21 protein-coding genes are annotated in these 21,403 nt (G+C 38.2%); 13 read left to right on the forward strand and 8 right to left on the reverse strand.

Features of this window, described 5'->3' with window-relative positions:
• Positions 1-84 precede the first annotated feature (84 nt).
• The 5 genes from IPJ53_07560 to IPJ53_07580 all read left to right on the forward strand — a co-directional run bounded on the left by IPJ53_07560 (position 85) and on the right by IPJ53_07580 (position 6,011).
• Positions 85-1,092, forward strand: a complete 1,008-nt coding sequence (locus IPJ53_07560) for a DHH family phosphoesterase (GenBank protein ID MBK7798952.1) — start codon at positions 85-87, stop codon at positions 1,090-1,092.
• A gap of 15 nt (positions 1,093-1,107) precedes the next feature.
• Positions 1,108-2,007 (forward strand): FKBP-type peptidyl-prolyl cis-trans isomerase, encoded by a 900-nt coding sequence (locus IPJ53_07565; GenBank protein ID MBK7798953.1) that lies wholly within the window; start codon positions 1,108-1,110, stop codon positions 2,005-2,007.
• Between the two features lie 78 nt (positions 2,008-2,085).
• Positions 2,086-3,190, forward strand: a protein-coding gene (gene prfB, locus IPJ53_07570; GenBank protein MBK7798954.1) for a peptide chain release factor 2 whose coding sequence is annotated in 2 segments (ribosomal slippage) — positions 2,086-2,136 and positions 2,138-3,190 — 1,104 coding nt in all. Because the reading frame shifts where the segments join, the coding sequence is not laid out codon by codon here.
• Positions 3,191-3,355: 165 nt separating this feature from the next.
• Positions 3,356-4,426, forward strand: a complete 1,071-nt coding sequence (locus tag IPJ53_07575; protein MBK7798955.1) for a PorV/PorQ family protein — start codon at positions 3,356-3,358, stop codon at positions 4,424-4,426.
• A gap of 148 nt (positions 4,427-4,574) precedes the next feature.
• Positions 4,575-6,011, forward strand: coding sequence for an exo-alpha-sialidase (locus IPJ53_07580; protein ID MBK7798956.1), 1,437 nt, complete (start codon positions 4,575-4,577; stop codon positions 6,009-6,011).
• A gap of 51 nt (positions 6,012-6,062) precedes the next feature.
• Here IPJ53_07580 and IPJ53_07585 read toward each other — a convergent pair whose 3' ends face one another.
• From IPJ53_07585 to IPJ53_07600, 4 genes are all read right to left on the reverse strand, one after another.
• On the reverse strand, positions 6,063-6,668 hold the full coding sequence (locus tag IPJ53_07585) for a hypothetical protein (GenBank protein MBK7798957.1): 606 nt from the start codon (positions 6,666-6,668) through the stop codon (positions 6,063-6,065).
• Positions 6,669-6,690: 22 nt separating this feature from the next.
• Positions 6,691-7,572, reverse strand: coding sequence for a hypothetical protein (locus IPJ53_07590; GenBank protein MBK7798958.1), 882 nt, complete (start codon positions 7,570-7,572; stop codon positions 6,691-6,693).
• A 380-nt stretch (positions 7,573-7,952) separates the two neighbouring features.
• On the reverse strand, positions 7,953-9,014 hold the full coding sequence (locus IPJ53_07595) for an NTP transferase domain-containing protein (GenBank protein ID MBK7798959.1): 1,062 nt from the start codon (positions 9,012-9,014) through the stop codon (positions 7,953-7,955).
• Between the two features lie 18 nt (positions 9,015-9,032).
• On the reverse strand, positions 9,033-10,328 hold the full coding sequence (locus IPJ53_07600) for an aminotransferase class I/II-fold pyridoxal phosphate-dependent enzyme (GenBank protein ID MBK7798960.1): 1,296 nt from the start codon (positions 10,326-10,328) through the stop codon (positions 9,033-9,035).
• An 87-nt stretch (positions 10,329-10,415) separates the two neighbouring features.
• Here IPJ53_07600 and IPJ53_07605 point away from each other — a divergent pair, with 87 nt between their 5' ends.
• Complete coding sequence (locus tag IPJ53_07605) at positions 10,416-11,135, forward strand: TIGR00730 family Rossman fold protein (protein MBK7798961.1); 720 nt, start codon at positions 10,416-10,418, stop codon at positions 11,133-11,135.
• 138 nt (positions 11,136-11,273) lie between these two features.
• Positions 11,274-12,194, forward strand: coding sequence for a pyridoxal-phosphate dependent enzyme (locus IPJ53_07610; GenBank protein ID MBK7798962.1), 921 nt, complete (start codon positions 11,274-11,276; stop codon positions 12,192-12,194).
• Between the two features lie 33 nt (positions 12,195-12,227).
• On the opposite strand, the gene IPJ53_07615 is transcribed toward IPJ53_07610, so the two are convergent.
• Complete coding sequence (locus IPJ53_07615; GenBank protein ID MBK7798963.1) at positions 12,228-13,616, reverse strand: GIY-YIG nuclease family protein; 1,389 nt, start codon at positions 13,614-13,616, stop codon at positions 12,228-12,230.
• On the opposite strand from IPJ53_07615, the gene IPJ53_07620 reads away from it, so the two are divergent.
• Entirely contained in the window at positions 13,615-14,859 is a 1,245-nt protein-coding gene (locus tag IPJ53_07620) for a DUF1343 domain-containing protein (GenBank protein MBK7798964.1), read from the forward strand. The two genes, IPJ53_07615 and IPJ53_07620, sit on opposite strands and share 2 nt — an antisense overlap.
• A gap of 57 nt (positions 14,860-14,916) precedes the next feature.
• On the opposite strand, the gene IPJ53_07625 is transcribed toward IPJ53_07620, so the two are convergent.
• A complete protein-coding gene (locus IPJ53_07625; GenBank protein ID MBK7798965.1) occupies positions 14,917-15,912 on the reverse strand; it encodes a hypothetical protein in 996 nt (331 codons plus the stop codon).
• A gap of 73 nt (positions 15,913-15,985) precedes the next feature.
• Positions 15,986-16,195: a hypothetical protein gene (locus tag IPJ53_07630; GenBank protein MBK7798966.1), complete on the reverse strand. Its 210-nt coding sequence runs from the start codon at positions 16,193-16,195 to the stop codon at positions 15,986-15,988.
• A 78-nt stretch (positions 16,196-16,273) separates the two neighbouring features.
• Here IPJ53_07630 and IPJ53_07635 point away from each other — a divergent pair, with 78 nt between their 5' ends.
• Together IPJ53_07635 and IPJ53_07640 are read left to right on the forward strand one after the other, a co-directional pair.
• Entirely contained in the window at positions 16,274-17,131 is an 858-nt protein-coding gene (locus IPJ53_07635) for a hydroxymethylglutaryl-CoA lyase (protein MBK7798967.1), read from the forward strand.
• 9 nt (positions 17,132-17,140) lie between these two features.
• Entirely contained in the window at positions 17,141-17,575 is a 435-nt protein-coding gene (locus IPJ53_07640; GenBank protein ID MBK7798968.1) for a GNAT family N-acetyltransferase, read from the forward strand.
• A gap of 284 nt (positions 17,576-17,859) precedes the next feature.
• On the opposite strand, the gene IPJ53_07645 is transcribed toward IPJ53_07640, so the two are convergent.
• A complete protein-coding gene (locus IPJ53_07645; protein MBK7798969.1) occupies positions 17,860-18,702 on the reverse strand; it encodes a cupin-like domain-containing protein in 843 nt (280 codons plus the stop codon).
• Positions 18,703-18,907: 205 nt separating this feature from the next.
• On the opposite strand from IPJ53_07645, the gene IPJ53_07650 reads away from it, so the two are divergent.
• Genes IPJ53_07650 through IPJ53_07660 form a run of 3 tightly spaced genes read left to right on the forward strand, consistent with a single transcriptional unit; the run spans position 18,908 to position 21,341 of the window.
• On the forward strand, positions 18,908-20,074 hold the full coding sequence (locus IPJ53_07650; GenBank protein ID MBK7798970.1) for a phosphoribosylformylglycinamidine cyclo-ligase: 1,167 nt from the start codon (positions 18,908-18,910) through the stop codon (positions 20,072-20,074).
• Positions 20,075-20,079: 5 nt separating this feature from the next.
• A complete protein-coding gene (locus tag IPJ53_07655) occupies positions 20,080-20,349 on the forward strand; it encodes a hypothetical protein (GenBank protein ID MBK7798971.1) in 270 nt (89 codons plus the stop codon).
• Entirely contained in the window at positions 20,349-21,341 is a 993-nt protein-coding gene (locus IPJ53_07660; protein ID MBK7798972.1) for an acyl transferase, read from the forward strand. Before IPJ53_07655 ends, IPJ53_07660 begins: the two co-directional genes overlap by 1 nt.
• Positions 21,342-21,403 lie beyond the last annotated feature (62 nt).

The raw sequence follows: 21,403 nt of genomic DNA on the forward strand, positions 1-21,403 counted from the left end.
AACATCTCCCAAATTTTTTATCGACATCTTAACATTCTGTTCAATAATATTTTCATAAATTCTACTCACTTTTGTCCTGATTATATGGAGGATCTTAGCAAATTATCTGAATTACTGGCCTTTCCCAAGGAAATTGTATTGCTTTCCCACCGAAATCCGGATGGAGATGCCATTGGCTCCTGTCTGGCACTCAGTATTTATTTACAGAGTAAAGGACACAAAACAAGTGTGCTGTTTCCAAGTGAGTACCCACTGGCTTTTGAGTGGATGCCTCAATCAGAAGAAATAATTATTTATGATCTGACTCCCTCAGTTGCGGAAAATGCCATCAATAAAGCTCAGCTGATATTTTGTTTGGATTTTAATTCACTTGACCGAATTGATAAAATGGGCTTAAAGGTTCACACCTCTACAGTTCCTAAAATATTGATAGATCACCATCTGGATCCCGAACCTTTTGCAGATTTGGTTTTTTCCTACATCACGTCAAGTTCAACGTCTGAAATTGTCTACCAGATTATAAAACAACTTGAGCCCACAAAGCCAATCGCAAGGCTGGTGGCAGATTGTTTATATACGGGCATCATGACAGACACAGGGTCTTTTCACCATTCTACTTCTGCGGAAGTTTTTAGGTTAATGGCCGAATTAAAAGAAAACGGACTTGAAGATACCCATATTCAAGAATTGGTAAATAACAGTCAACCTGACAAGTATTTAAAATTACTTGGCCATTGCTTGCACAATAGAATGGATCTCATTCCTGAATGGAATTTAGGAATTATTTATTTGAACAGGGACGATTATCGCACTTTTGACATTCAGCGTGGTGACACAGAAGGCATCATTAATTATTTGATGATGCTCAAAAGTATTAAAGTCGGAATCCTGGTAATGAATCAACCGTCCATTGTCAAGTTAAGTATGCGATCCAAGGGTGATTTTTCTGTTCAGGCTATTTGTAGAGAGCACTTTAATGGAGGAGGCCACCGAAATGCCTCCGGAGGTGCATCCAGAATGAGTCTTGAAGAAACCATCAAAAAAATCAAAGACATATTTCCCGGATATGTCTTTGCAAATCAATTAAATTAAACAAAATAATTAAATATGAAATCAAATTTGCTGTTATTATGTCTTGCCGTTTTGCTGGGTAGTGTGTCTTGCAAAAAAGGCGGATCCGTAAAATCGACCATCAATGGCCATAAATATACCATCGTCCAGGATGAAAATGGTCCCAATGCCAAAGAAGGAGATTATGTTTACTTCACCTATATGGTAAGGGCTAAAGACTCAGTAGTTTTTAATTCCGCAATGCAAGCGCCGGTAATTAAATTCAAATTGCCTAAAATTGAAAAAACGGACGACTTAACTAAAAGTCAACCGATCCTTGAATTATTAATTAACATGTCCAAAGGTGATAGCGCTACTGTTTCACATGTTATTGATGAAAATGTAAAAAAACAAATTGGAATTCCGGATATCTCCCAATTGGAGTATGATGTTAAATTAGTTGACATCAAAACTGAAGCAGAATATACAGCCGATATGGAAGTAGAAGCTAAAGAACGAAATGAAAAAATTGCTGTATCGCAGGCACTCGTTCCGGAAATTGAAAAGAGCATTAAAATGACGATTGAAGATTTTAAAAGCGGTAAAAATAAAGATCAATTGATCTCAACCGAGTCGGGTTTAAAATACATCGTTCACACTACTGGTTCAGGAGCAAAACCGGAAATTGGTAAGTTGGTCTCAGTAAATTATTATGGATCTTTAATGGACGGTACAAGATTTGATGATTCTTGGTCACGAGGACAGGAATTTAGTTTTCCTTTAGGTCAGGGTCAGGTTATCAAAGGTTGGGACGAAGGGGTAGCTTTGCTTCCAATCGGTTCTAAAGCAACTTTTTTTATTCCTTATGCATTGGCTTATGGAGAGGCTGGATCTCCTCCAACGATCCCGGCAAAATCAGACCTCGTTTTTTATGTGGAGGTCAACGGTTCTAAATAAAAATTAATTAATTATATGGAAATGTTCCGGGAACCACCCGGAACATTTCTTATTACTAACCTGTAAAATCACCTTTTAATGACCTTGGATCAATTAAAAGAGCTTAAAGCAAGGCTCGGTGAGTTGAGGAGGTTTCTTTGACGTCGATAAGAAACTCCTTGAACTAGAAGATAAAGAACAACAAACACTTGACCCTGATTTTTGGTCAAACGGCCACAAGGCTGAAATGATCATGAAAGAAATTAAATCCCATAAAAAGTGGATTTCATCCTATATGAATGCAAAGTCTCATTTGGATGACCTTGAGGTTTTATTGGAATTTTTTGATGCCGGCGAGGCAACCGAAGAAGAACTTGATGCCAAATACAATGAGTGCATCAAACTGACTGAAGACATTGAGTTTTTCTCAACCCTGAATAAACCCGAAGATGAACTAAGCTGTCTGGTAGAAATAAATTCCGGAGCCGGAGGCACAGAGGCTTGCGACTGGTCTGCAATGCTGTTCAGAATGTATCAGATGTGGGGAGAGAAAAGTGGCTTTAAAGTCACGGTTGTAAATAAGCAAGATGGAGACGTTGCAGGAATTAAAACGGCAGAACTGGAAATTCAGGGGGACTATGCCTATGGAATGTTGAAAGGAGAAAACGGCGTTCATCGCTTGGTTCGTGTGAGTCCTTTTAACGCGCAAGGTAAGAGGATGACCTCTTTTTCTTCCGTCTTTGTGCATCCACTTGTCGATGATCGCATTGAAGTGGAAATTAATGTGGCAGATTTGGATTGGGATACTTTTAGGTCGAGTGGAGCAGGAGGTCAGCACGTGAATAAAACTGAATCCGCTGTGCGGGTAAGACACTTACCCAGTGGAATAGTGGTGGAGTGCCAGCAGGAAAGGTCCCAGCATCAAAATCGTGAAAAAGCCCTTCAAATGCTCAAATCCAGATTGTACGAAAGAGAATTACAACGCCAATTTGAGGAAAAAGAAAAATTGGAATCAACCAAAATGAAAAATGAGTGGGGGTCACAGATTCGCTCCTACGTATTGGATGATCGAAGGGTAAAAGATCATCGCACAGGATATCAGACCGGAAATACCGATGCCGTATTAAATGGAGGTTTGGACGATTTCCTAAAAGCCTTTATGATGCACAAAACTGTGGGGGAGGGAGACGTCGATTTAAGTTAACAAGGTCCTTAAATCCTTTCGAATTTAGAAGCTCCACCTTATTGGCAAGTCTTCCATGATTTTGATAGTAAACACTATTCATTACAGAAATTGCGTTAGATATTTACATCTGTAATTATATATTAGTTATTTTTATTATATATTTGTAGCCCCATATTTATTTTTATGAAGAAACTGGCGCTTTTAATTTTTTTCCTTTGGTCATCATTCATTGTTTTTGGTCAAGCCCCAAAATTCAGTAATGACTTTCTCAATGTAGGTGTTGGGGCCAGAGGAATGGCAATGGGGGGGGCAGTAAGTTCAACTACAAATAGCATAAATTCCGGATATTGGAATCCTGCGGGCTTGGTTCATGTACCGGTTAATTTTCAAGTGGGAGCCCAACATGCCGAATGGTTTGCTGGCATCGGAAATTATGATTATGTGGCTTTTGGAAAGAAATTTGATTCTGAAGGAAAATCCTTTGGGGCCCTCAGTCTGATCCGAATGGGCATTGATGACATACCCAACACATTGCGTCTAAGGGCTCCTGATGGAAGTATTGATTACGACCGATTAAGTTCTTTTAGCGTGGCAGATTACGCAATGCTCATCTCCTATGGTAGAAAATTAGGCGATGGCCCATGGTCACTGGGGGTCAATGCCAAGGTCATCCACAGGGCTTTTGGAACATTTGCATCTGCTTGGGGATTTGGAATTGATGCCGGCATTCTTTACCGAAGAGACAGGCTCAGCTTTAGCCTGATGGGAAGGGACATTACAACGACCTACAACGCATATAAATTTAGTTTCTCAGAAGAGGAAAAAGCCACTTTACTGCTAACAGGAAATGATGTGCCGGTGAGTTCCGTGGAATATACGCTCCCAAAATTGATTACAGGTTTTGCCTATAATTGGAAATTGACCAGTAGTTTGGGATTTACAACGGCGATGGATATTGAATTTTCTACTAATGGTACCCTAACAGCATTAATCAGCAGCGATAAATTTGTGGCAGACCCAAAATTTGGCTTTGAACTCGATTTTAAACAAAAGGTTTTTATCCGTTTGGGTGCTTCCAATTTTCAAACCATCCTGTCTGACGAAACTCCCGGTAAAGAAGAATTCAGTGTGCAACCATCCGGTGGATTGGGTCTGAAATTTGGCAAAATTGGCCTGGACTATGCCTTGACCAACATTGGAAATACCGGCGCAGGTTTGTACTCTCACTATTTCTCTTTAAATCTGGACTTTTAATAAGCTGTCATTCTTTTAGTAACTGGCTGCCAAACGCACAACAATTGCGGGTGTTAAAAAAACACAACAAAGAGAATTTTGTACCTCATTATAATAAAAACCAACACCCTCCCAATTTCGTTAACTTGTGTGCTTAAATTTCTAATCTATGTTCAATATTAGGATTATAGCATGTTTGTTTTTTTTGGTTGACTTTGTCAATGCCCAAGAAATTATCTGGGCTCCTGAAATTAAAATTAATCCTGCCAGAACCGGATCCAACATTCGTCCCAGAACTGTATTTTTGGATAGGGATCATGCGGTGGTTTTATGGGGTCAGTTGGTGACAAAAAGAATTCAATATGCACTTTGGGAAAATGGAAAAGTATCAAATATTTTCACGCCAAATCTAAATGGTCTACAACCTTTTATAAATGATTGGGCCAGCACAGAAGTGGCAGGCAGGGATAACTTTGTTTACATCGTTTTTAAAACCGATCCTGCAGAGTCCGGTAAAATCTACCTCATGCGTTCAGAAGATTATGGACAAAATTTCACCAAACCAATACCCATAGTCAATCCTGATACTTTTTATTGCCGATTTCCAGGTGTAGCGGTAGATAATAATCACCAACCCATTGTCAGTTATATGAGATTTAATAAAGATTGGTCTGAGCCGCATTATGTAAGTATACGTTCTGAAAATTTTGGAAATGATTTTGACAGCTTTAGAGAATTGGTGGAGCCTCAATTTGGAGAAGCTTGTGATTGTTGTCCTGTAGCCATGGAATCTGATGGAGATCGGTTGGCTGTTTTTTATAGAAACAACCGTGGCAATGTGCGCAATATGGCGGTAGCTATTTCTAATGACCGGGGTAAAAATTTTAACCTGCATACCGAGTTGGATAACAAGGACTGGGTTATTTTTTCATGCCCATCTACGGGTGGTGACGGATTTTTTAATGATGATCTGTTGCATACTTGCTGGATGAGTGGAAGGGTAAATCCACCAAAGATTTTTTATTCAAGCTATAATTTATCGACCGGTAAATTAGAACAAGTCTTGAGCATGGATCATCAAAAAGGGCGGGGACAAAGTCAAAATTACCCAAGAATGGCAGGTAGAAAAGATACTGTTGCAATGGTTTGGCAAGAAACTGATATTAGCAATGACATCTTTTTTACTTATTCTATTGGTTTGCCTACTGGGTTCATAAAAAATACCATCAAAATGAATTCAGAACAGAATGGAAATCAAACTCATCCGGACGTAGCTTTTCATTCAAATAAATTGTTGGTTTCATGGTCTGACAATGCTGATGGGACTGTTCGGTTGATGGAAGGTGCATTTAAAGTAAGTTCACAAACCAACCATCCAAACAAGAATTTATCCTTGTTCACAGTTGAACAAATAGGTAAAAAACTAAGTATAACAACAAATGAACCGGTAGAATTTATACAGGTGTTGGCAACTGATGGAAGGAGATTGTACTATGGTAAGGAAACTGATATAGATTTGAATATAGACTTCTCAGAAATTTTAATACTTGAACTCAAACTTAAAAACCTACCACTTCAACACAAGACCATCTCATGGAGAGGTTAACAAATCTAACAGATCTCTAAGTAAATACGCTTTTTTCTCGTTGCGAATTTTTTAATTGCAGGCCCCGTGATTTTCACTTTCTGATATCAAAATATCCGGCCATTCAACACATTTAAGATAGGTCGCTGCAAAATCTATCTGCAAATAGGCGGTACCTATAACCTCTGTACCGGCCGGAAAAGTTCTACCTACTGCCCTGAAACTAATGACCTTACCATTGGTTATTACTTGATTTAATTGAGTATTTAACAAATCTGTCAAAGTCAGCGATACCCCAAAAAGTTTTACCTGTTTTTTCTGTGGATCGAATTCGAAAAAGCCCTGCTTCACTGCTGCAGATCCTTTGTAAATAGAAAATCCTGGAATCGCGTCACAATACAGGTCAAAGATCACGCTGTCCGCTTTTACATCATTTAAGTGAACCTCCGTAAATACACGCGTTATAATTAACTTCTTCAGTTCAACATCAGAGTCGAGATTCAGTTTATTTATAATATCATTCTTGCCAATTGATTTTGCAACCAAAACACCTGTTTTAGTAAATGCGCCTGTTTCAATTATGGACGGATTGCTGGTAAATTCAAGTTTGACTTTTTTTGTCTCTTCACACCCGGACAGGATGAAAATCGTTGTTAGAAAGAGTAAAAAATTTTTCATATTCAGCTGAAATTATTTGTTATTATTTAAATCTTAATCCAAAACCTACCGAAGCAACCACAGGTTTAAACCCGGAGGCTTCTGCATGCAAATAAAATTTCCAAAGTTGTATTCCTCCGCCTAATCCAAGTCGAAAAGGTTGGTCACCTTCGTAGACGACTGATCCTTTGCCATTTTCTTCATCCGCATAGAAAAACTCATATTTATTTTTTTGATAAGCCGCAAATCCATAATAGTTAAAAATTCCCCTTTGCTGTCCTGCATTTACTTGAGCCAGGATATTGTTTCCCGTTAAATACTCGCCAATTTTAATTTGATTGAAACTGGCTCCTACCCCTACGAAATAGTCCTTGGCTCCCCAATACTGACTGATGAAATGTTGAATACCGCCACCAAATAATTTGATGCTCTTCAGATCTCCTCCAAAATCCAATGCTAAAAACCTAAAACTCAAATTTGTATTAAAGAAGTTCCCGATTTGAAGAGATGGAAAAAGTAAATTCACCCTATTCAATCCAAACCCACCCGGAAAAACGTAGGAATCTCCGGTTTCATCAACGGCTGTTACAGCAGTATTTGTCCCAAAGACTGTAGGAACCTCCACTGTCCTCTCCGGGGAGAAAGGCTCTTCTGTGATTCCATTAAAGCTTTGCATACTACTCGGAATGAATGCAGAGGTAACATTTACCCCAACGTAAATATGGAACTTTTGAGTAGAATCATATAAATAAGAAAAACCGGAGGAATTCATCGAAGAACCAACTACATCGATAAACGGACTAATGTAGCCATCTGAGTTACCTGTTCTCAGGTAACTTTTCGCTGCAAATTCATTTATGGGCTGACTAAAAAGATTCGAATGAATCAGCATTACGCTCAGTAAAAGCTTACAAAAACTTTTCATAATTGAGTTTTAAAAACGATAAAACTTTATGCACCTGCACTCAGGAACAATTTCCTGGCTACCGCTCCCACCTTACGAATATAAGGAAACAATTATAAAATCAAGGGTTTTATTAAAATTTAATTTATTTAAACTAAAATTTGGAGCCAGGAAGGATATGACTAAACTTAAAAAAGTGTGGAGGTGGATGAGAATTTGGGATCCTCTGAAAGCCTTCATTGTGTAAGTATTTAATTTAAGTTTGAAGGATTGTACAGGTGGTAAAGGCGCTTTTAGTTGATGCGATTTAGAGCTTAGATAATTTCAGCAGGTGCAACATAGGTGTAGGAAGCTGCCGCTTGAATCCCATTCCAAACTAGTTTGAGAATTTAGCTTTTGAACTAGGTTTTATGATTCCCAAATTTGATTCCTACCTCTGAGGTAATTTGTTTTATTTTTTGCTCGTCGTTTTTGTCGCAAATCAGTAACGCGTCCTCCGTGTTGACGATAATAAAATTTTTCAATCCCTGAATTGCTATGATTTGATTGGTCTCATTATGGATCATGCAATCTTCTGAGTCTACCAAAATATGTTGATTATTGTTGGCAGAATTACCAAATTTGTCATGAGGAAGTAAGGTGTAAAGTGAACCCCAGGTCCCCAAATCACTCCATCCAAAGTCAACACTTTTTACATAAACCTGATCTGATTTTTCCATGATCGCATAGTCAATTGAGATGCTTTCACATTGGGCATAAACTTCCTCAATTCTGGTTCTGTCAAATGGTGTGAAGTGTACTGCCATAGAAGGGGCATATTGCTTAAAAGCCTGGAGTATGGATTGGGTGTTCCAGAGAAACATCCCGCTGTTCCAAACATAATTTCCATCGTTCAAATATTGTAGAGCGGTGTTGTGATCAGGCTTTTCAACGAAACGCTTTACGGGATAAATCTCGTCAGAAATCAATCCACCTTCAACTAATTGTATGTATCCATAACCTGTATCCGGTCTTGACGCCTGGATCCCCATTGTCAGGATGGAATTGTTTTTTTTCAAAAATGAAAATCCTTCATTCACATCTTTTATAAATTGAACTTCATTCAATATCAAATGGTCTGCTGGTGCAATAAGAATGTCAGCTTCAGGGGAAATTTCATGAATCACATGAGCTGCATATAAGACACAGGGTGCGGTGTTTTTACGGTCAGGCTCTGTGAGAATGTTTTTTTCAAGGATCAGCGGTAATTGAGTTTGAACCAGGGCAAAATAATCTTTATGCGTGACAACTAAAATGCATTCAGGAGATGTTATTTTGCACAACCGGTCAAAGGTCATTTGCAGTAAAGATTTTCCTGTTCCCAGAATATCAAGGAATTGTTTTGGTCTTTGATTGCGACTTAATGGCCAAAACCTGCTTCCCACTCCTCCAGCCATAATGACGGCAAATTTGGCTCGTTCCATATTTTAGTTTTTTTACTCTTAATTACTGATTTCTACGAATTGGTCCATTCCGGCTCTAAGCTGTTCCAGGATGGTAGGAATATCCTCCTTGCGAAGAGTCCCAACAGATAAACGGTACCATTCTGATTCATCAGAAGATCCAAAGGCTTTGAAAGGAACCAAGGCTACTTTACAAGTATCCAATAAATAACGGGTAACATCTTTCTGATGATGTAAAATCTCTCCGGTTTTAATCATCTTATCTTTCCATGGTATTCTGACAGTGAGATAGATTGCACCTTGAGGTTCTATTACCTCTATGGGATAACCCTCCTTGTTTAAGGCAGACAGGCCTTCATACAGGGACTTAAGCCTAAACTCAACCTCAGGTTTGAACCAATTCAGATAATGCTGTGACGCGCCGTCTGCTTTTAAAAACCAGGCGGTGGCCATTTGTTCTGCTTTTGGTGCCCAGGCACCCACGTGAGACAAAATCGCCCTCATTTTATTCATGATTTCTATGGGCCCAAAACTCCAACCTACCCTGATTCCAGTTGCTGCATAAACTTTTGATAGACCGTCTATGTAAATTACATAATCTCTCAGTTCCGGAACCAAACTTACCGGGTCAACATGTTCAAGTTCGCCAAAACACAATTGCCAATAGATTTGATCGTACAGGATGTACAATGGTTTGCGATTTCCTTTACGACGTTTATTTTCTTCGAGTACCAAAAGACAAATTTCTTTGAGCGTATTTCTGTCAAATACAGTACCTGTTGGATTTTGAGGAGAACAAAGTGCCAGCAATACCGCTTCAGATAAAAAGGGTTCAAGATCTTTTGCATGTGGCATAAAATTTTGATCCTTTCCAACTTCTAACTCAATTTTCTTGGCTCCGCTCAAATGGCAATAATGATTATTATTCCAAGAGGGTACCGCATACACCACGGTGTCCCCTTCATCTACAATGGTTCGATAAGTGGCGTAAATCAAAGGTCTTGAACCACCGGAGATTAATATTTCCTCTGGAGAATAACTCAGGTTCAATTTTTCCTGAATAAACTCAGAAAGGGCATTCCTTAGTTCAGGAACGCCATTTGCTGCAGGATAATTAGTGTATCCTTTTTGGTAAGCTTCAATAATGAATGCGGTCAGTTCTTTAGGAATCGGGAATATGCTTGGGTCAAAATCTCCAATCGTAAGATTAAATACCGAAACCCCGGATTTAATAAGGTTGTTGATTTCATTTCCCAGTTTGATGATTTCAGAAGGAATCAGATTGGCTGCCATGGAGGAAACCTCTACAGGCACTGATTTTGGTGGATTTATCATGTTATGCTTCGCTTGAGGTGGTAAAATATTAATAAATTTTAATATTGGTATTTTTTTCTAATCTTGCAACCCAAATCAGTTTTTCTGATGAAAGCCAATAAAAAACAAATAGAATACCTTGAAGGGCCACTCAGCCGTTGGAAGGAATTCAAATATTTGATTGATGTATGTTGGGATTTGTTTAGAGGGATTCGCCATTTACATTTTGTGGGTCCTTGTATTACAGTTTTCGGTTCTGCCAGATTTAAATCAGATCACATATATTATAAAATTACAGAAGAGCTGGCCGGTAAGATCGCTCAACTTGGTTTTACCATTATGACAGGTGGCGGTCCAGGAATTATGGAAGCTGCCAATAAAGGGGCCAAAATGGTAGGAGGGCATTCTGTGGGATGTAACATCGTGCTTCCTTTTGAGCAGAAGCAGAATCCTTACCTGGATCATTTTGTAAATATGGATTACTTCTTTACCCGTAAGACGATGCTGATAAAATATTCATATGGATTTATTGTGATGCCGGGTGGTTTTGGAACGATGGATGAATTCTTTGAGGCAATTACTTTAATTCAAACAGGAAAGATCTCCGGATTTCCGATTGTGCTTTTCGGTACCGAGTTTCACAAAGACCTATTGGAGTTTATCGATCATCTTGCGGCTGCAGGTACCATCGGACCCAAGGATAAGGAATTGATTTTTGTAACAGATGATGTCGATGCAGCCATCGAATTTATAAAAGATCACACCTTAGTGAGATCCACCTTAATTCCACACAATCAATACAAACCAATACCTTGGTTGTTTGAATAACCTATTTATTGTAAATTTTAAACGGAGGGTATTTTGAATATTAAGATTGTTTAGGCTGAATTGTACACTTTGGTTTATTGATTTACACTTTTTTCCTTTATAATCTGAGCAGATTGAATTAAATTATAGCCTTGTACTGTGTTGGAAAAATTAAATTATTTAATATCCTTACCAAGTCCGCTCCAAAAGCTTGAATTGCCCGGAGTAGCCACAAATGTTTGGATCAAAAGAGATGAACTTATTCATCCATTGATCAGTGGTAACAAGTGGAGAAAATTACAAGGCTTTATAGATGATTTACTCCAGTTGGAACAGCCAAAAATTTTAGCAAGCATGGGAGGTATGCATTCCAATCACTTACACGCGCTCTCTTATGTTGCATTCAAACTGGGCATGCCTTGTGAGTTATTTGTTTATGGACATTCCGGAAAGATACCTAGTCCGGTTCTGGAAGATGCAAAGCGTTGGAATGTAAAGGTGCATATGGTGAGCCGGGTTGAAGCAGATGAATTAAGGGAAGGACCAGCACAACAGTCAGAAAAATATTTTTGGATTCCGGAGGGAGGAGCTTCTCCATTGGCAGAATCAGGAATAGTAGAAATGCTAAAAGAACTCCCTGAAGATTTTGATCAGGAAGATAACTTATTTGCTGTGGCCATTGGCTCAGGAGCAACCGCTAAATACATTTTTGAAAATACCCATAAAATCAAATTGGCAGTTTTTTCTCCTGTCAAATCAAATTTCGATCCAGTTAGTGACGACAGAATTATTCCTCTTGTAGAGGAAAACAAAATTGCATTCGGAGCTTATGATTACGGTCTTATCAAATGGATTGGTGAATTTCAAAAGCTCAGCGGAGTTTTATTGGATCCTATATATACCGGCAGATTGATGAGGGTATTGGCTGTTTACTTGACCAAAGTCCATCCTTATAAAAATGTTTTCTTTTTGCACAGTGGAGGGTTACAAGGTTGGCGAGCATACATCGATCGGTATCCTCAAGCCAGGGATTTGATTGATTTAGAACCTCTGGAAGAAATTATAAAGGGGAACAAATAAAAATAGAATAAATGAGGGAGCATTTTTTAATTGTCAAAAGTATTTTTTTAATAACCCGGGATTGTTTTTTAAATAATTGAGAATTATTCCATTTGACTCAATATTCCCTTTGTAAAAATCAAGGTTATTTTTAATGTCTTCAATATCAAAATAATTTTCTTCCATATTCAGGTATCCTGTTCTGGTACAGAACCCATTTTCAATTACAAAGGCAGATTGTTCCCGGGCATTTCTACCTCGATCAAAGAAAATAAAATTTTGGGTAAAAAAACGATTCACTTTGTGATGCATTGCATCGAACCTTTCATTATAGTCTGATACACTTTCTTTGCCGGCACAAATTCCATGGCATATTCCTAATTGAAATTTATTGCATGGCTTTAAATCTTTTATTTTAGTCTGTTGTACACTGTCACATAGCTGGTATTGGTAGATCAAATAGTCAAGGTAGTTGTGCGCATTTTTTGCATTGCTGAATAATTGGATGGCTTCTTCATTTCCTGTCAGCCAATCTTTGTGTTTAATTTCATATCTAAAGCGTCCTCCCGGATCGGACTCTTTGATGAGCGCATACGATTCTGACTTATTTTTCTGTGCCCTGTTAATTTCAGGCATGTGTTTTTTAATTTCTGCGGATTCCAACAAATAAGCCATGAGCTCACTTCCGGTATGTATATGATCAATGTGGTGAACCATTCGCCGCATCTTGATGGTCTTAAACCCATCTTCGTTAAAGTGCTGAAGAATTCGTTCCCGAATATTAATGCTCTTACCGATATAAACATATTTGCCGGATTCATCACACATGTAATATACACCGCAATCTTCCGGCAAGGCATCTATTAATTCTTTGGTTAATTGGGAAGGGAGTTTAGTGTCCCGGAGTGCGCCCTTTATGTATTTAGTAAAACTAAAATCATTATAGTTTGCCTCCAGCATCAATTGAAATATTTTTAAAGTGGCAGCAGCATCTTCATAAGCCCGATGTCTGCTTTTTACTTCAATGTTAAAATGTTTAATTAAATTTCCAAGGGCATAGGAGCGGAGGCCGGGAAAATATTTGCGGGATAATTGGACGGTGCATAATTTTTTCCTGCTGTAGGTGTAGCCTAGAGTTCTAAATTCCTCTTTGATAAATGAATAATCAAATTCAACATTGTGGGCTACAAAAATACAATCATGCGTAATCTCAATAATTTTCTTGGCAACTTCATAAAACTTTGGCGCATCTTTTACCATTTCTGAATCTATACCGGTGATTCTGGTAATTTCATAAGGGATCGAACATTCAGGATTTATTAAGGATTCAAATTGATCAACTATTTGTCCATTTTCGAATATGATTATGGCGATTTCTGTAATTTTACCGGATCTATATTGACCTCCGGTTGTTTCAATATCAATAATCGCAAATTTTGTCATGTTCAAATTTCTACTGACGCTTAAATCTTACTTGTTTCTGGTATTAATCATAGCCATGTACTGTTGCGCCCACAAAGTTAATCACGGCCATCCAGAAAAAAGTCATTCCACCCCTACAGAAAACCCGGAAGGAAAGGTGATTTTACCTGGAGCTTATCAAATGGATCAATATTTGCCCTTGCTAAAAGGAAAGAAAGTTGGTCTCGTAATAAACCAAACTTCTACCATTGGTAAACGATTATTGTTGGATACCTTATTAGACCTGAAAGTAGATGTTCGAAAAATTTTTGTACCAGAACATGGGCTAAGAGGGGAGGCCTCTGCGGGCACTTCTATATCAGATGGAAAGGACAGTAAATCCGGCTTGCCGATAAAGTCCTTGTATGGCAAGAATAAGAAACCTTCGGCAGCTGATTTAGCAGATCTGGAGGTGGTGATTTTCGATCTTCAGGATGTTGGAGTAAGATTTTATACCTACATTTCAACACTGCATTATGTTATGGAGGCTTGCGCTGAGCATCGCAAAGATTTAATTGTGCTTGACAGGCCAAATCCCAATGGGTTTTATGTGGATGGCCCCGTATTGGATACTCATTTCAGATCTTTTGTCGGGATGCATCCAATTCCGGTGGTGTACGGCCTGACCATAGGAGAATTAGGTTTAATGATACATGGTGAAAAATGGCTAAGCAAGCAGATGTCATCTGCCCCTAAAGTAATATTGTGTAAAAACTACAGCCATAGAAGCCGCTACATACTGCCTGTAAAACCCTCTCCTAATTTACCTAATGCAAGGGCTATTCTTCTATATCCTGGTATGTGTTTTTTTGAAGGGACATTAGTGAGTTTGGGGAGAGGAACAAAAGCACCCTTCCAAATATACGGTCACCCAATGTGGACGAAAGGGGACACCAGTTTTGTGCCAAGGGAAATGAGTGGAGCCACAGATCCGCCCTGGAAAGATAAAGAATGCTTTGGTAGGAGTTTAATGAATGTAGACTTGAACTCTCTTTATACTTCTCCTAAAGTAAGATTAAATGAATTGATAGAGGCTTACAGGGTCTTGGGAAAGCCTGCTGATTTTTTTTCCAATCAGAAATTTTTTGATCAATTGGTAGGTACCGATGAATTGAGAATTCAAATTATAAAAGGCAAGACTGAAAAAGTCATAAGACAATCATGGCAAAAAAAGCTAGACTCCTATAAAAAATTAAGAGATAAATATTTGCTGTACAAGGACTAAGCTGAATAAGGAGCTTAAGCGAAATTGAATAAGTTCACATCCACAGGAGAAGAATGTTTAATTCAACTTTTGTTGAATACCCAACAACCTTAAAGTATAAACTCCGCATTCCTTTTTTGGAGCGCTTGGATTTGGTTTGAATTTACATTGTTTCACCAGATTCATACTTTTTCTAACAAAATTGATATCCTTTGTTTTGGAAGCCTTTGAATTAAAAGAGCAGAATTTGATGTTCCCTTCTCGATCGATACAAATGTTGAATGCGGCCTCTTGAACCACCGGTCCTGCAAGAGTCTTCATGTCAGGACATAGCTCTCTCTGTCTTTTAAGAGGACCGATCTCGTCGAAATCAACTCCTACACCGTCACCTGTACCCGAGCCTGTTCCTGCACCGGATCCACCCCCGGTACCACCACCACCTCCGGTTCCGCTGCCTCCTCCTGCACCTGTTCCACTACCTGCATTGGCATCGCCTGCACCCTGACCAGATCCGGACCCTGTTCCTGTTCCTCCCGAACCAGGATGATCATTATCACCAGAAGATGAACTTGTAGTGGACTTTGAAGGAGTCGTGCTCGGATTACTTGCCGTAGAGCCGTTATCAGTAGTTGGTTTTGTGGAAGGGGGTAATTTTGGCGGAGAAGGAAGTTTGACTACATCCGGTTCAGTAGATGTAAGAACTGGTTTTGGCCCCGCCGGCGTTTGTGTTGGAATTTTCTCAACAGGGGCTTCCTCTACTTTCTTTTCTGCGACAGGTTCTGGTTCCGGTTGAGGAGTTTGTTCCTCATTCCCCTGAGATCCACCTTCCAGAGCCTCTAGCCCTTCTTCTCCTTTACTGCCGCCCGCGTTATCGTATTCTTTCATTTTTTCCACCGGTATAAATTCAACCAAACTTAAATAAGGCGGTTGCTCCGGGTCTTCTGGCGGAATAATGTCAAACATTTTAATAAAAAATATCAGCAATAGCAATAAATGCACAAGAATGGCATAAACTGTCCCCTTGATGCTGTTTTTTTGCTCGGTCCTGACGTAGCTAAAATAACCTGTAGTCATATTGTCTGCTGAATTATCAAGTAAAAGTACAATGAGTTCCTCAAAAAGGATTAATTAAATATACAAAAAATATCTAATATCTTTTTTGCTCCTGCAAAAAATAAACAATTACAATCCCGGATATACACATCAACCCCTTGACCAGACTGGCTCCAAGGAATCCCAATCCCTCTAAAGGTCTCAAGAAGCTAAACGAAAGTCCAACCAGACTTAGTATGAGGGCAATGGCTCCAATCATAAAGAGTGCAAAACCAATCAGGAGACCTAAACTTCTCTTATTCATGTTAAAAAATTTCTCAAATTTAACTCCGACGATGACAATTCATAGGCAGAACATCATACTTTTGATGATTATTACATGATGAGTAAGGTTAAAATAATAGAATGTCCCAGAGATGCTATGCAGGGCTTGAATTATTTTGTTCCTACCGAAATAAAGTTAAAATATCTCAATTTGCTGCTTGAGGTCGGTTTTGATACGCTTGATTTCGGGAGTTTTGTCTCTGCAAAAGCCATCCCACAATTACGAGATACCCACCAAATTACCAGATTGTTGGAAAGTAAGTCTTCTCCTACAAAACTATTAGCCATCGTAGCAAATGAACGTGGTGCGCAGGAAGCTGTTGAACATAAGGTCATTGATTATTTAGGTTATCCCTTTTCGATTTCCGAAACTTTCCAAATGAGAAATACCAATAGTAATTTGGAACAATCCTTTGAAAGAGTGAAGCGAATCATGGATATAGTGAGTAAACATGATAAAGACCTGATACTTTACATATCCATGGCATTCGGCAATCCTTACGGAGATCCCTGGAACTCCGACATAATATCATTTTGGTTGGATAAACTCCGTGCGTTAGGTTGTAAAACAATTGCATTGTCAGATACGATTGGCGTTGCAACCCCTGAAAGCATTTCTTATATTTTTTCACATTTGATTCCTGTTTATACGGAAATGGAATTTGGAGCCCATTTTCATACCCTTCCAAATGCCTGGGAAGAAAAAATCCAGGCAGCCTATGATTCTGGCTGTCGTCGGTTTGATGGTGCCATCAAAGGTTATGGGGGATGTCCGATGGCAAAGGATGTATTGACCGGCAATATGCCGACTGAACACATCATTGACTTTTTTTATCGTCAAAATGAGGAGACAGGCATCAAAAAGGAGCGATTTGATGAGGCCATGATGTTCTCGTCTAAAGTATTCACCCATTAAAATTTATTTATGATAAGTTACGGCTTCATGGATTATGCAAGTCCTGAATACGACTTGTTTGTTCGTTTGAGGTATCAAGTTCTGAGGCAACCTTTGGACTTGGAATTCACAGAGGATCAGATATCACAGGAATGGGATCAGTATCATCTTGGAGCATTTAATGAATACGGTCTGATCATTGGTGGGCTGACACTTCAGAAATTGTCTTCCGGTATTATTAAAATGCGACAAGTGGCAGTGGATGAAAATTTTCAGGGAAAAGGAGTTGGAGCATCATTGGTAATTTATTCAGAGCATTGGGCCAGAACTCAAGGATTTCATAAAATCGTACTTCATGCAAGGAGTGGAGTAGTTGATTTTTATCAAAAACTCGGATATCTCTCAGTTGGGGACCCTTTCATAGAAGTTGGAATTTTGCATCAGGCCATGGAAAAGGCAATCTAATTTGTGGTGTTTACAAAGAAATTCTATTCAAGTAATTTATAACGCTATTAAATCCACAGGATTTAATTTAGTCCTTATGAAGAGGTGAGATTAAATCAACAAAAATAAATCGACGGACTGTTTTTAAATTAAGTTCAATTGAAATGAGATAAAGGAATAAGGAGATTACTTTTTCAAAAAAAAAATCCCGTTCTTTTGGAACAGGATCTTTTAACAGGTTGGTTTTAACAAATTACAATATTCGGTTTCGTTTTACTCTTATTCTTATGCAAGTTTAGTGCCAATTATTTTGCATGTGCACGGTTATTGGCCATTTGCACCTTAATGTCCATCCATTTGTCACCCATAATATAGTTTAATCCACGGTCTACAACCATATGCCTTGCAATGTTGAAAACCCCTTTCATCCTGCGTTGGATGGATTCATTTGCCCTGAGCGCAATCGAATAACCTCCTTCGGTATATTCAATATGATGCCAGTACTGACTTGGAATAAAAAGAGTTTCTCCATGTTCTAAAACAGTCTCATGCCCTTCAATATATTTAAGGGAAGGATATTTTTTTTCATCAGGATCAATAGGGTCAACCAAACAAGCCACCGTAAAAGGGATGTGGTATAAATATTTGGATTGTTCCTGTGAAAAAAGCAGGACTCTTTTTTTATTTTGAAATTGGGTCAAAAATACATGAGCACAATCAATGTCGTAGTGAATTTTGGTGTAAGATCCTTGTCCCCCGAAAAACATAAACGGAAAGTCATCTAAAAAACCATCCATGATGTCCAACTTTCTAATGTCTTCCCTCAATTCCGGAATACGTTTAAAAATATTAAATAGAAAAATTCTCAACTCAGTCGGACCCTCCGATATTTTTTTTAAGTATTCTCCAAATTTCATTTTCCCAACTGAAGCCATGTAGCTTTTGCCACCTTTTGAAAAACTACTGTCATACACAGGAACTTCGATTTCACCATATTTTCCAATAAAAAAATCAAACGTCCATTTTTCCTTAGCGGGCCAGGTGTCAATCAGATCTGTAAAGACCACAGGTTGCATGGGTTCGAGAAACTCCTTTTTAAAACTGAGTCTGTCGAGTCCTGATCTTTTCGGTACAGGAGTCAGCTTCATATAATCACCATTAAGTTTGTAAAATTAGAAATTTTGAAAAAATTGATATGCTAACCATTCGTTAATATTTGTGGGTAAAATTAAGGTCGAGTTAATACATTATATTTATTTTATATATATAAAATAAAGTTAAACAATTGTTTAAAATTTATACTGAATTCCTGTTGGGCCTTCCTTATTTTTGTGCTGAAAGTTAATTCACTTTATGTCAAAAAGATACGATTCTCTTGGCGTTTCAGCCAGTAAAGATGAGATTCATCAAGCCATTGCACACCTGGATAAAGGATTATTCCCCAACGCTTTTTGTAAGGTGCTGCCTGATTTGGTAGGAAAGGATAAGGACTTTTGCAATTTGATTCATGCAGACACAGCTGGGACCAAAACTAGTTTGGCATACTTGTATTGGAAAGAAACAGGTGATGTCAAGGTGTGGAAAGGAATTTCTCAAGATTCTTTGGTCATGAATTTGGATGATCTGGCTTGTGTCGGTGCAGTGGATAATATAGTTGTGTCTTCTACAATTGGCAGAAATAAACACAGAATACCGGGGGCAGTTATTCAATCCATCATTGAGGGAACTGAAGATTTTCTTGACCTGATGAATGAATTTGGAGTGAATATTTATTCAGGGGGAGGAGAGACAGCTGATGTGGGTGATATTGTTAGAACTATAGATGTCGGGATTACCGCATTTGCCAGGATTCCCAGGGCCGATATTATTCCCATCAGTATAAAACCCGGTGCAGTGATTGTTGGGCTTTCGTCGAGTGGGCAAACTTTGTATGAAACTGAATACAACAGCGGAATAGGTTCAAATGGTCTCACGGCAGCGAGACACGATGTGTTGACAAAAAAATATTTGACGCAATTCCCTGAGTCATGTGCTCCGGAAACCCCTGATGAAGTAAAATATACCGGAAAATATAATTTACTTGATGCATATGTTTGTAATGGAGTCCAGCATGAAGTTGGCAAATTATTGTTATCCCCTACAAGAACCTACTTGCCTTTTTTAGTTAAGCTTATTGCAGAACATAGAAAAAACTTGCAAGGAATCATTCATTGTACAGGAGGTGCACAGACGAAAGTGAAAAAATTTATTAAGGGACTGAGGGTTATTAAGGATAATTTATTTGATCCACCTCCGGTTTTTCAAATGATTGCAGAATGTTCACTCTGCACTCCTCATGAATTATATGAAGTTTATAACATGGGACACCGAATGGAAATTTATGTGGACGAAATTTATACTCAGGAAATAATTAGCCTTGCCGCGGAAATGAAAATTGAAGCACAAATCATAGGAAGGGTTGAAGCAAGTGACCATGAAGAGGTTCATATTCACAAGGGAAAAGATATTTTTAAATATTGATGAACATGGCTGTTGGCCCGGATAAAAAAATATTGATTCGCTACATTTTAAACTCTTGTACACCCGAAGAAAGAGTTTTTGTAGAAGAATGGCGAGACTCTGATCCGGACATTCAAAAAGAACTGGATATGTTGAAATTGCTCTACATCAGTAATTCCAATCCGGTAAAGCTTTCAGGAAAATTTTCACCATTGTTAAATCGTAAATTTTTCCTTTTTGTAATCATAAGTATTTTAATAATCATTTTAGCATATGTCATTTGTTTAAAATACTGATGCTGCAATCTGAAATCTATAAAAGTCAAATCACAAATATTCATGCCTCAAGTTTTGAAACTTTAGCGCTTGATTGTTTTTATTATCAGGCAATGCATAATCAGGTTTATCACAATTTTATCACTCATTTGGGCATCGAAATTGGAAAGGTTAATAGACTTTCTGAAATCCCCTTCATGCCCATAGAGGCTTTTAAACATCATGATATTAAAACGGATGACTGGAATCCTCAGACATCCTTTTTGTCATCTGGAACAGCCGGTCAACAAAGGTCGGTTCATTTTATAAAGGATTTAGATTGGTATCAATTAAATGTAGTCAGAAATTTTGAATCGTTTTTTCCTGATTTTAGAGAATATGATTTTTTTGCATTATTACCCGGATATGCTGAAAATATGCACTCTTCCTTGATTCAAATGTTTAGGTATTTGGAATTGCATTCAATGTTTAATGAAAAGCAACAATTACATAGGGAAGATTTTGAAGGGCTTCATCAGGAAATTCTGTTGTCCTTGTCAAAAGGACGAAAGGTTTTTTTACTTGGGGTAAGTTTTGCGCTAATGGATTTCTGTCTTCAGTTTCCCATATTTAACAACCGGTTGGTTGTAATGGAGACAGGAGGAATGAAAACTTCAGGAAGAACTTATTTAAAGGAAGAGATTCTTCAATTTTTGAGAAAAGGTTTTGGCGCCTCTGAAATAGTTTCCGAATACGGCATGACGGAATTATTGTCACAGGCCTATGCAATGGATGGAGTTAACTATACATGCGCAGAAACCATGAAAGTTTTGGTGAGTGACATGACGGATCCTTTTTGTTTTTTAACGCCTGGTCACCGTGGAAGAATCAACATCATAGATCTTGCAAATATTGACACATGCAGTTTTATTCAAACCGGAGATGCCGGAATATTAATGCCGGATGGTAAATTTCAGGTGTTGGGTCGAATTACCGGAGAGGATTTGAGAGGATGCAACCTGATGTATGAATGATTGCCTCTAAACATTTTGGTTAATGACAAATATTTAATTACTTTTTTTTCATTTAAAAATAA

The organism is Candidatus Vicinibacter affinis, from assembly GCA_016714365.1.
Classification (GTDB): domain Bacteria; phylum Bacteroidota; class Bacteroidia; order Chitinophagales; family Saprospiraceae; genus Vicinibacter; species Vicinibacter affinis.

Coding starts and splice junctions, on each gene's coding strand:
- IPJ53_07580 (MBK7798956.1), top strand. CDS start 4,575: ATGTTCAATATTAGGATTATAGCATGTTTGTTTTTTTTGGTTGACTTT.
- IPJ53_07585 (MBK7798957.1), bottom strand. CDS start 6,668: ATGAAAAATTTTTTACTCTTTCTAACAACGATTTTCATCCTGTCCGGG.
- IPJ53_07560 (MBK7798952.1), top strand. CDS start 85: ATGGAGGATCTTAGCAAATTATCTGAATTACTGGCCTTTCCCAAGGAA.
- IPJ53_07635 (MBK7798967.1), top strand. CDS start 16,274: ATGAGTAAGGTTAAAATAATAGAATGTCCCAGAGATGCTATGCAGGGC.
- IPJ53_07595 (MBK7798959.1), bottom strand. CDS start 9,014: ATGGAACGAGCCAAATTTGCCGTCATTATGGCTGGAGGAGTGGGAAGC.
- IPJ53_07590 (MBK7798958.1), bottom strand. CDS start 7,572: ATGAAAAGTTTTTGTAAGCTTTTACTGAGCGTAATGCTGATTCATTCG.
- IPJ53_07575 (MBK7798955.1), top strand. CDS start 3,356: ATGAAGAAACTGGCGCTTTTAATTTTTTTCCTTTGGTCATCATTCATT.
- IPJ53_07600 (MBK7798960.1), bottom strand. CDS start 10,328: ATGATAAATCCACCAAAATCAGTGCCTGTAGAGGTTTCCTCCATGGCA.
- IPJ53_07640 (MBK7798968.1), top strand. CDS start 17,141: ATGATAAGTTACGGCTTCATGGATTATGCAAGTCCTGAATACGACTTG.
- IPJ53_07655 (MBK7798971.1), top strand. CDS start 20,080: ATGGCTGTTGGCCCGGATAAAAAAATATTGATTCGCTACATTTTAAAC.
- IPJ53_07620 (MBK7798964.1), top strand. CDS start 13,615: ATGTTCAAATTTCTACTGACGCTTAAATCTTACTTGTTTCTGGTATTA.
- IPJ53_07605 (MBK7798961.1), top strand. CDS start 10,416: ATGAAAGCCAATAAAAAACAAATAGAATACCTTGAAGGGCCACTCAGC.
- IPJ53_07615 (MBK7798963.1), bottom strand. CDS start 13,616: ATGACAAAATTTGCGATTATTGATATTGAAACAACCGGAGGTCAATAT.
- IPJ53_07645 (MBK7798969.1), bottom strand. CDS start 18,702: ATGAAGCTGACTCCTGTACCGAAAAGATCAGGACTCGACAGACTCAGT.
- IPJ53_07625 (MBK7798965.1), bottom strand. CDS start 15,912: ATGACTACAGGTTATTTTAGCTACGTCAGGACCGAGCAAAAAAACAGC.
- IPJ53_07630 (MBK7798966.1), bottom strand. CDS start 16,195: ATGAATAAGAGAAGTTTAGGTCTCCTGATTGGTTTTGCACTCTTTATG.
- IPJ53_07565 (MBK7798953.1), top strand. CDS start 1,108: ATGAAATCAAATTTGCTGTTATTATGTCTTGCCGTTTTGCTGGGTAGT.
- IPJ53_07660 (MBK7798972.1), top strand. CDS start 20,349: ATGCTGCAATCTGAAATCTATAAAAGTCAAATCACAAATATTCATGCC.
- IPJ53_07650 (MBK7798970.1), top strand. CDS start 18,908: ATGTCAAAAAGATACGATTCTCTTGGCGTTTCAGCCAGTAAAGATGAG.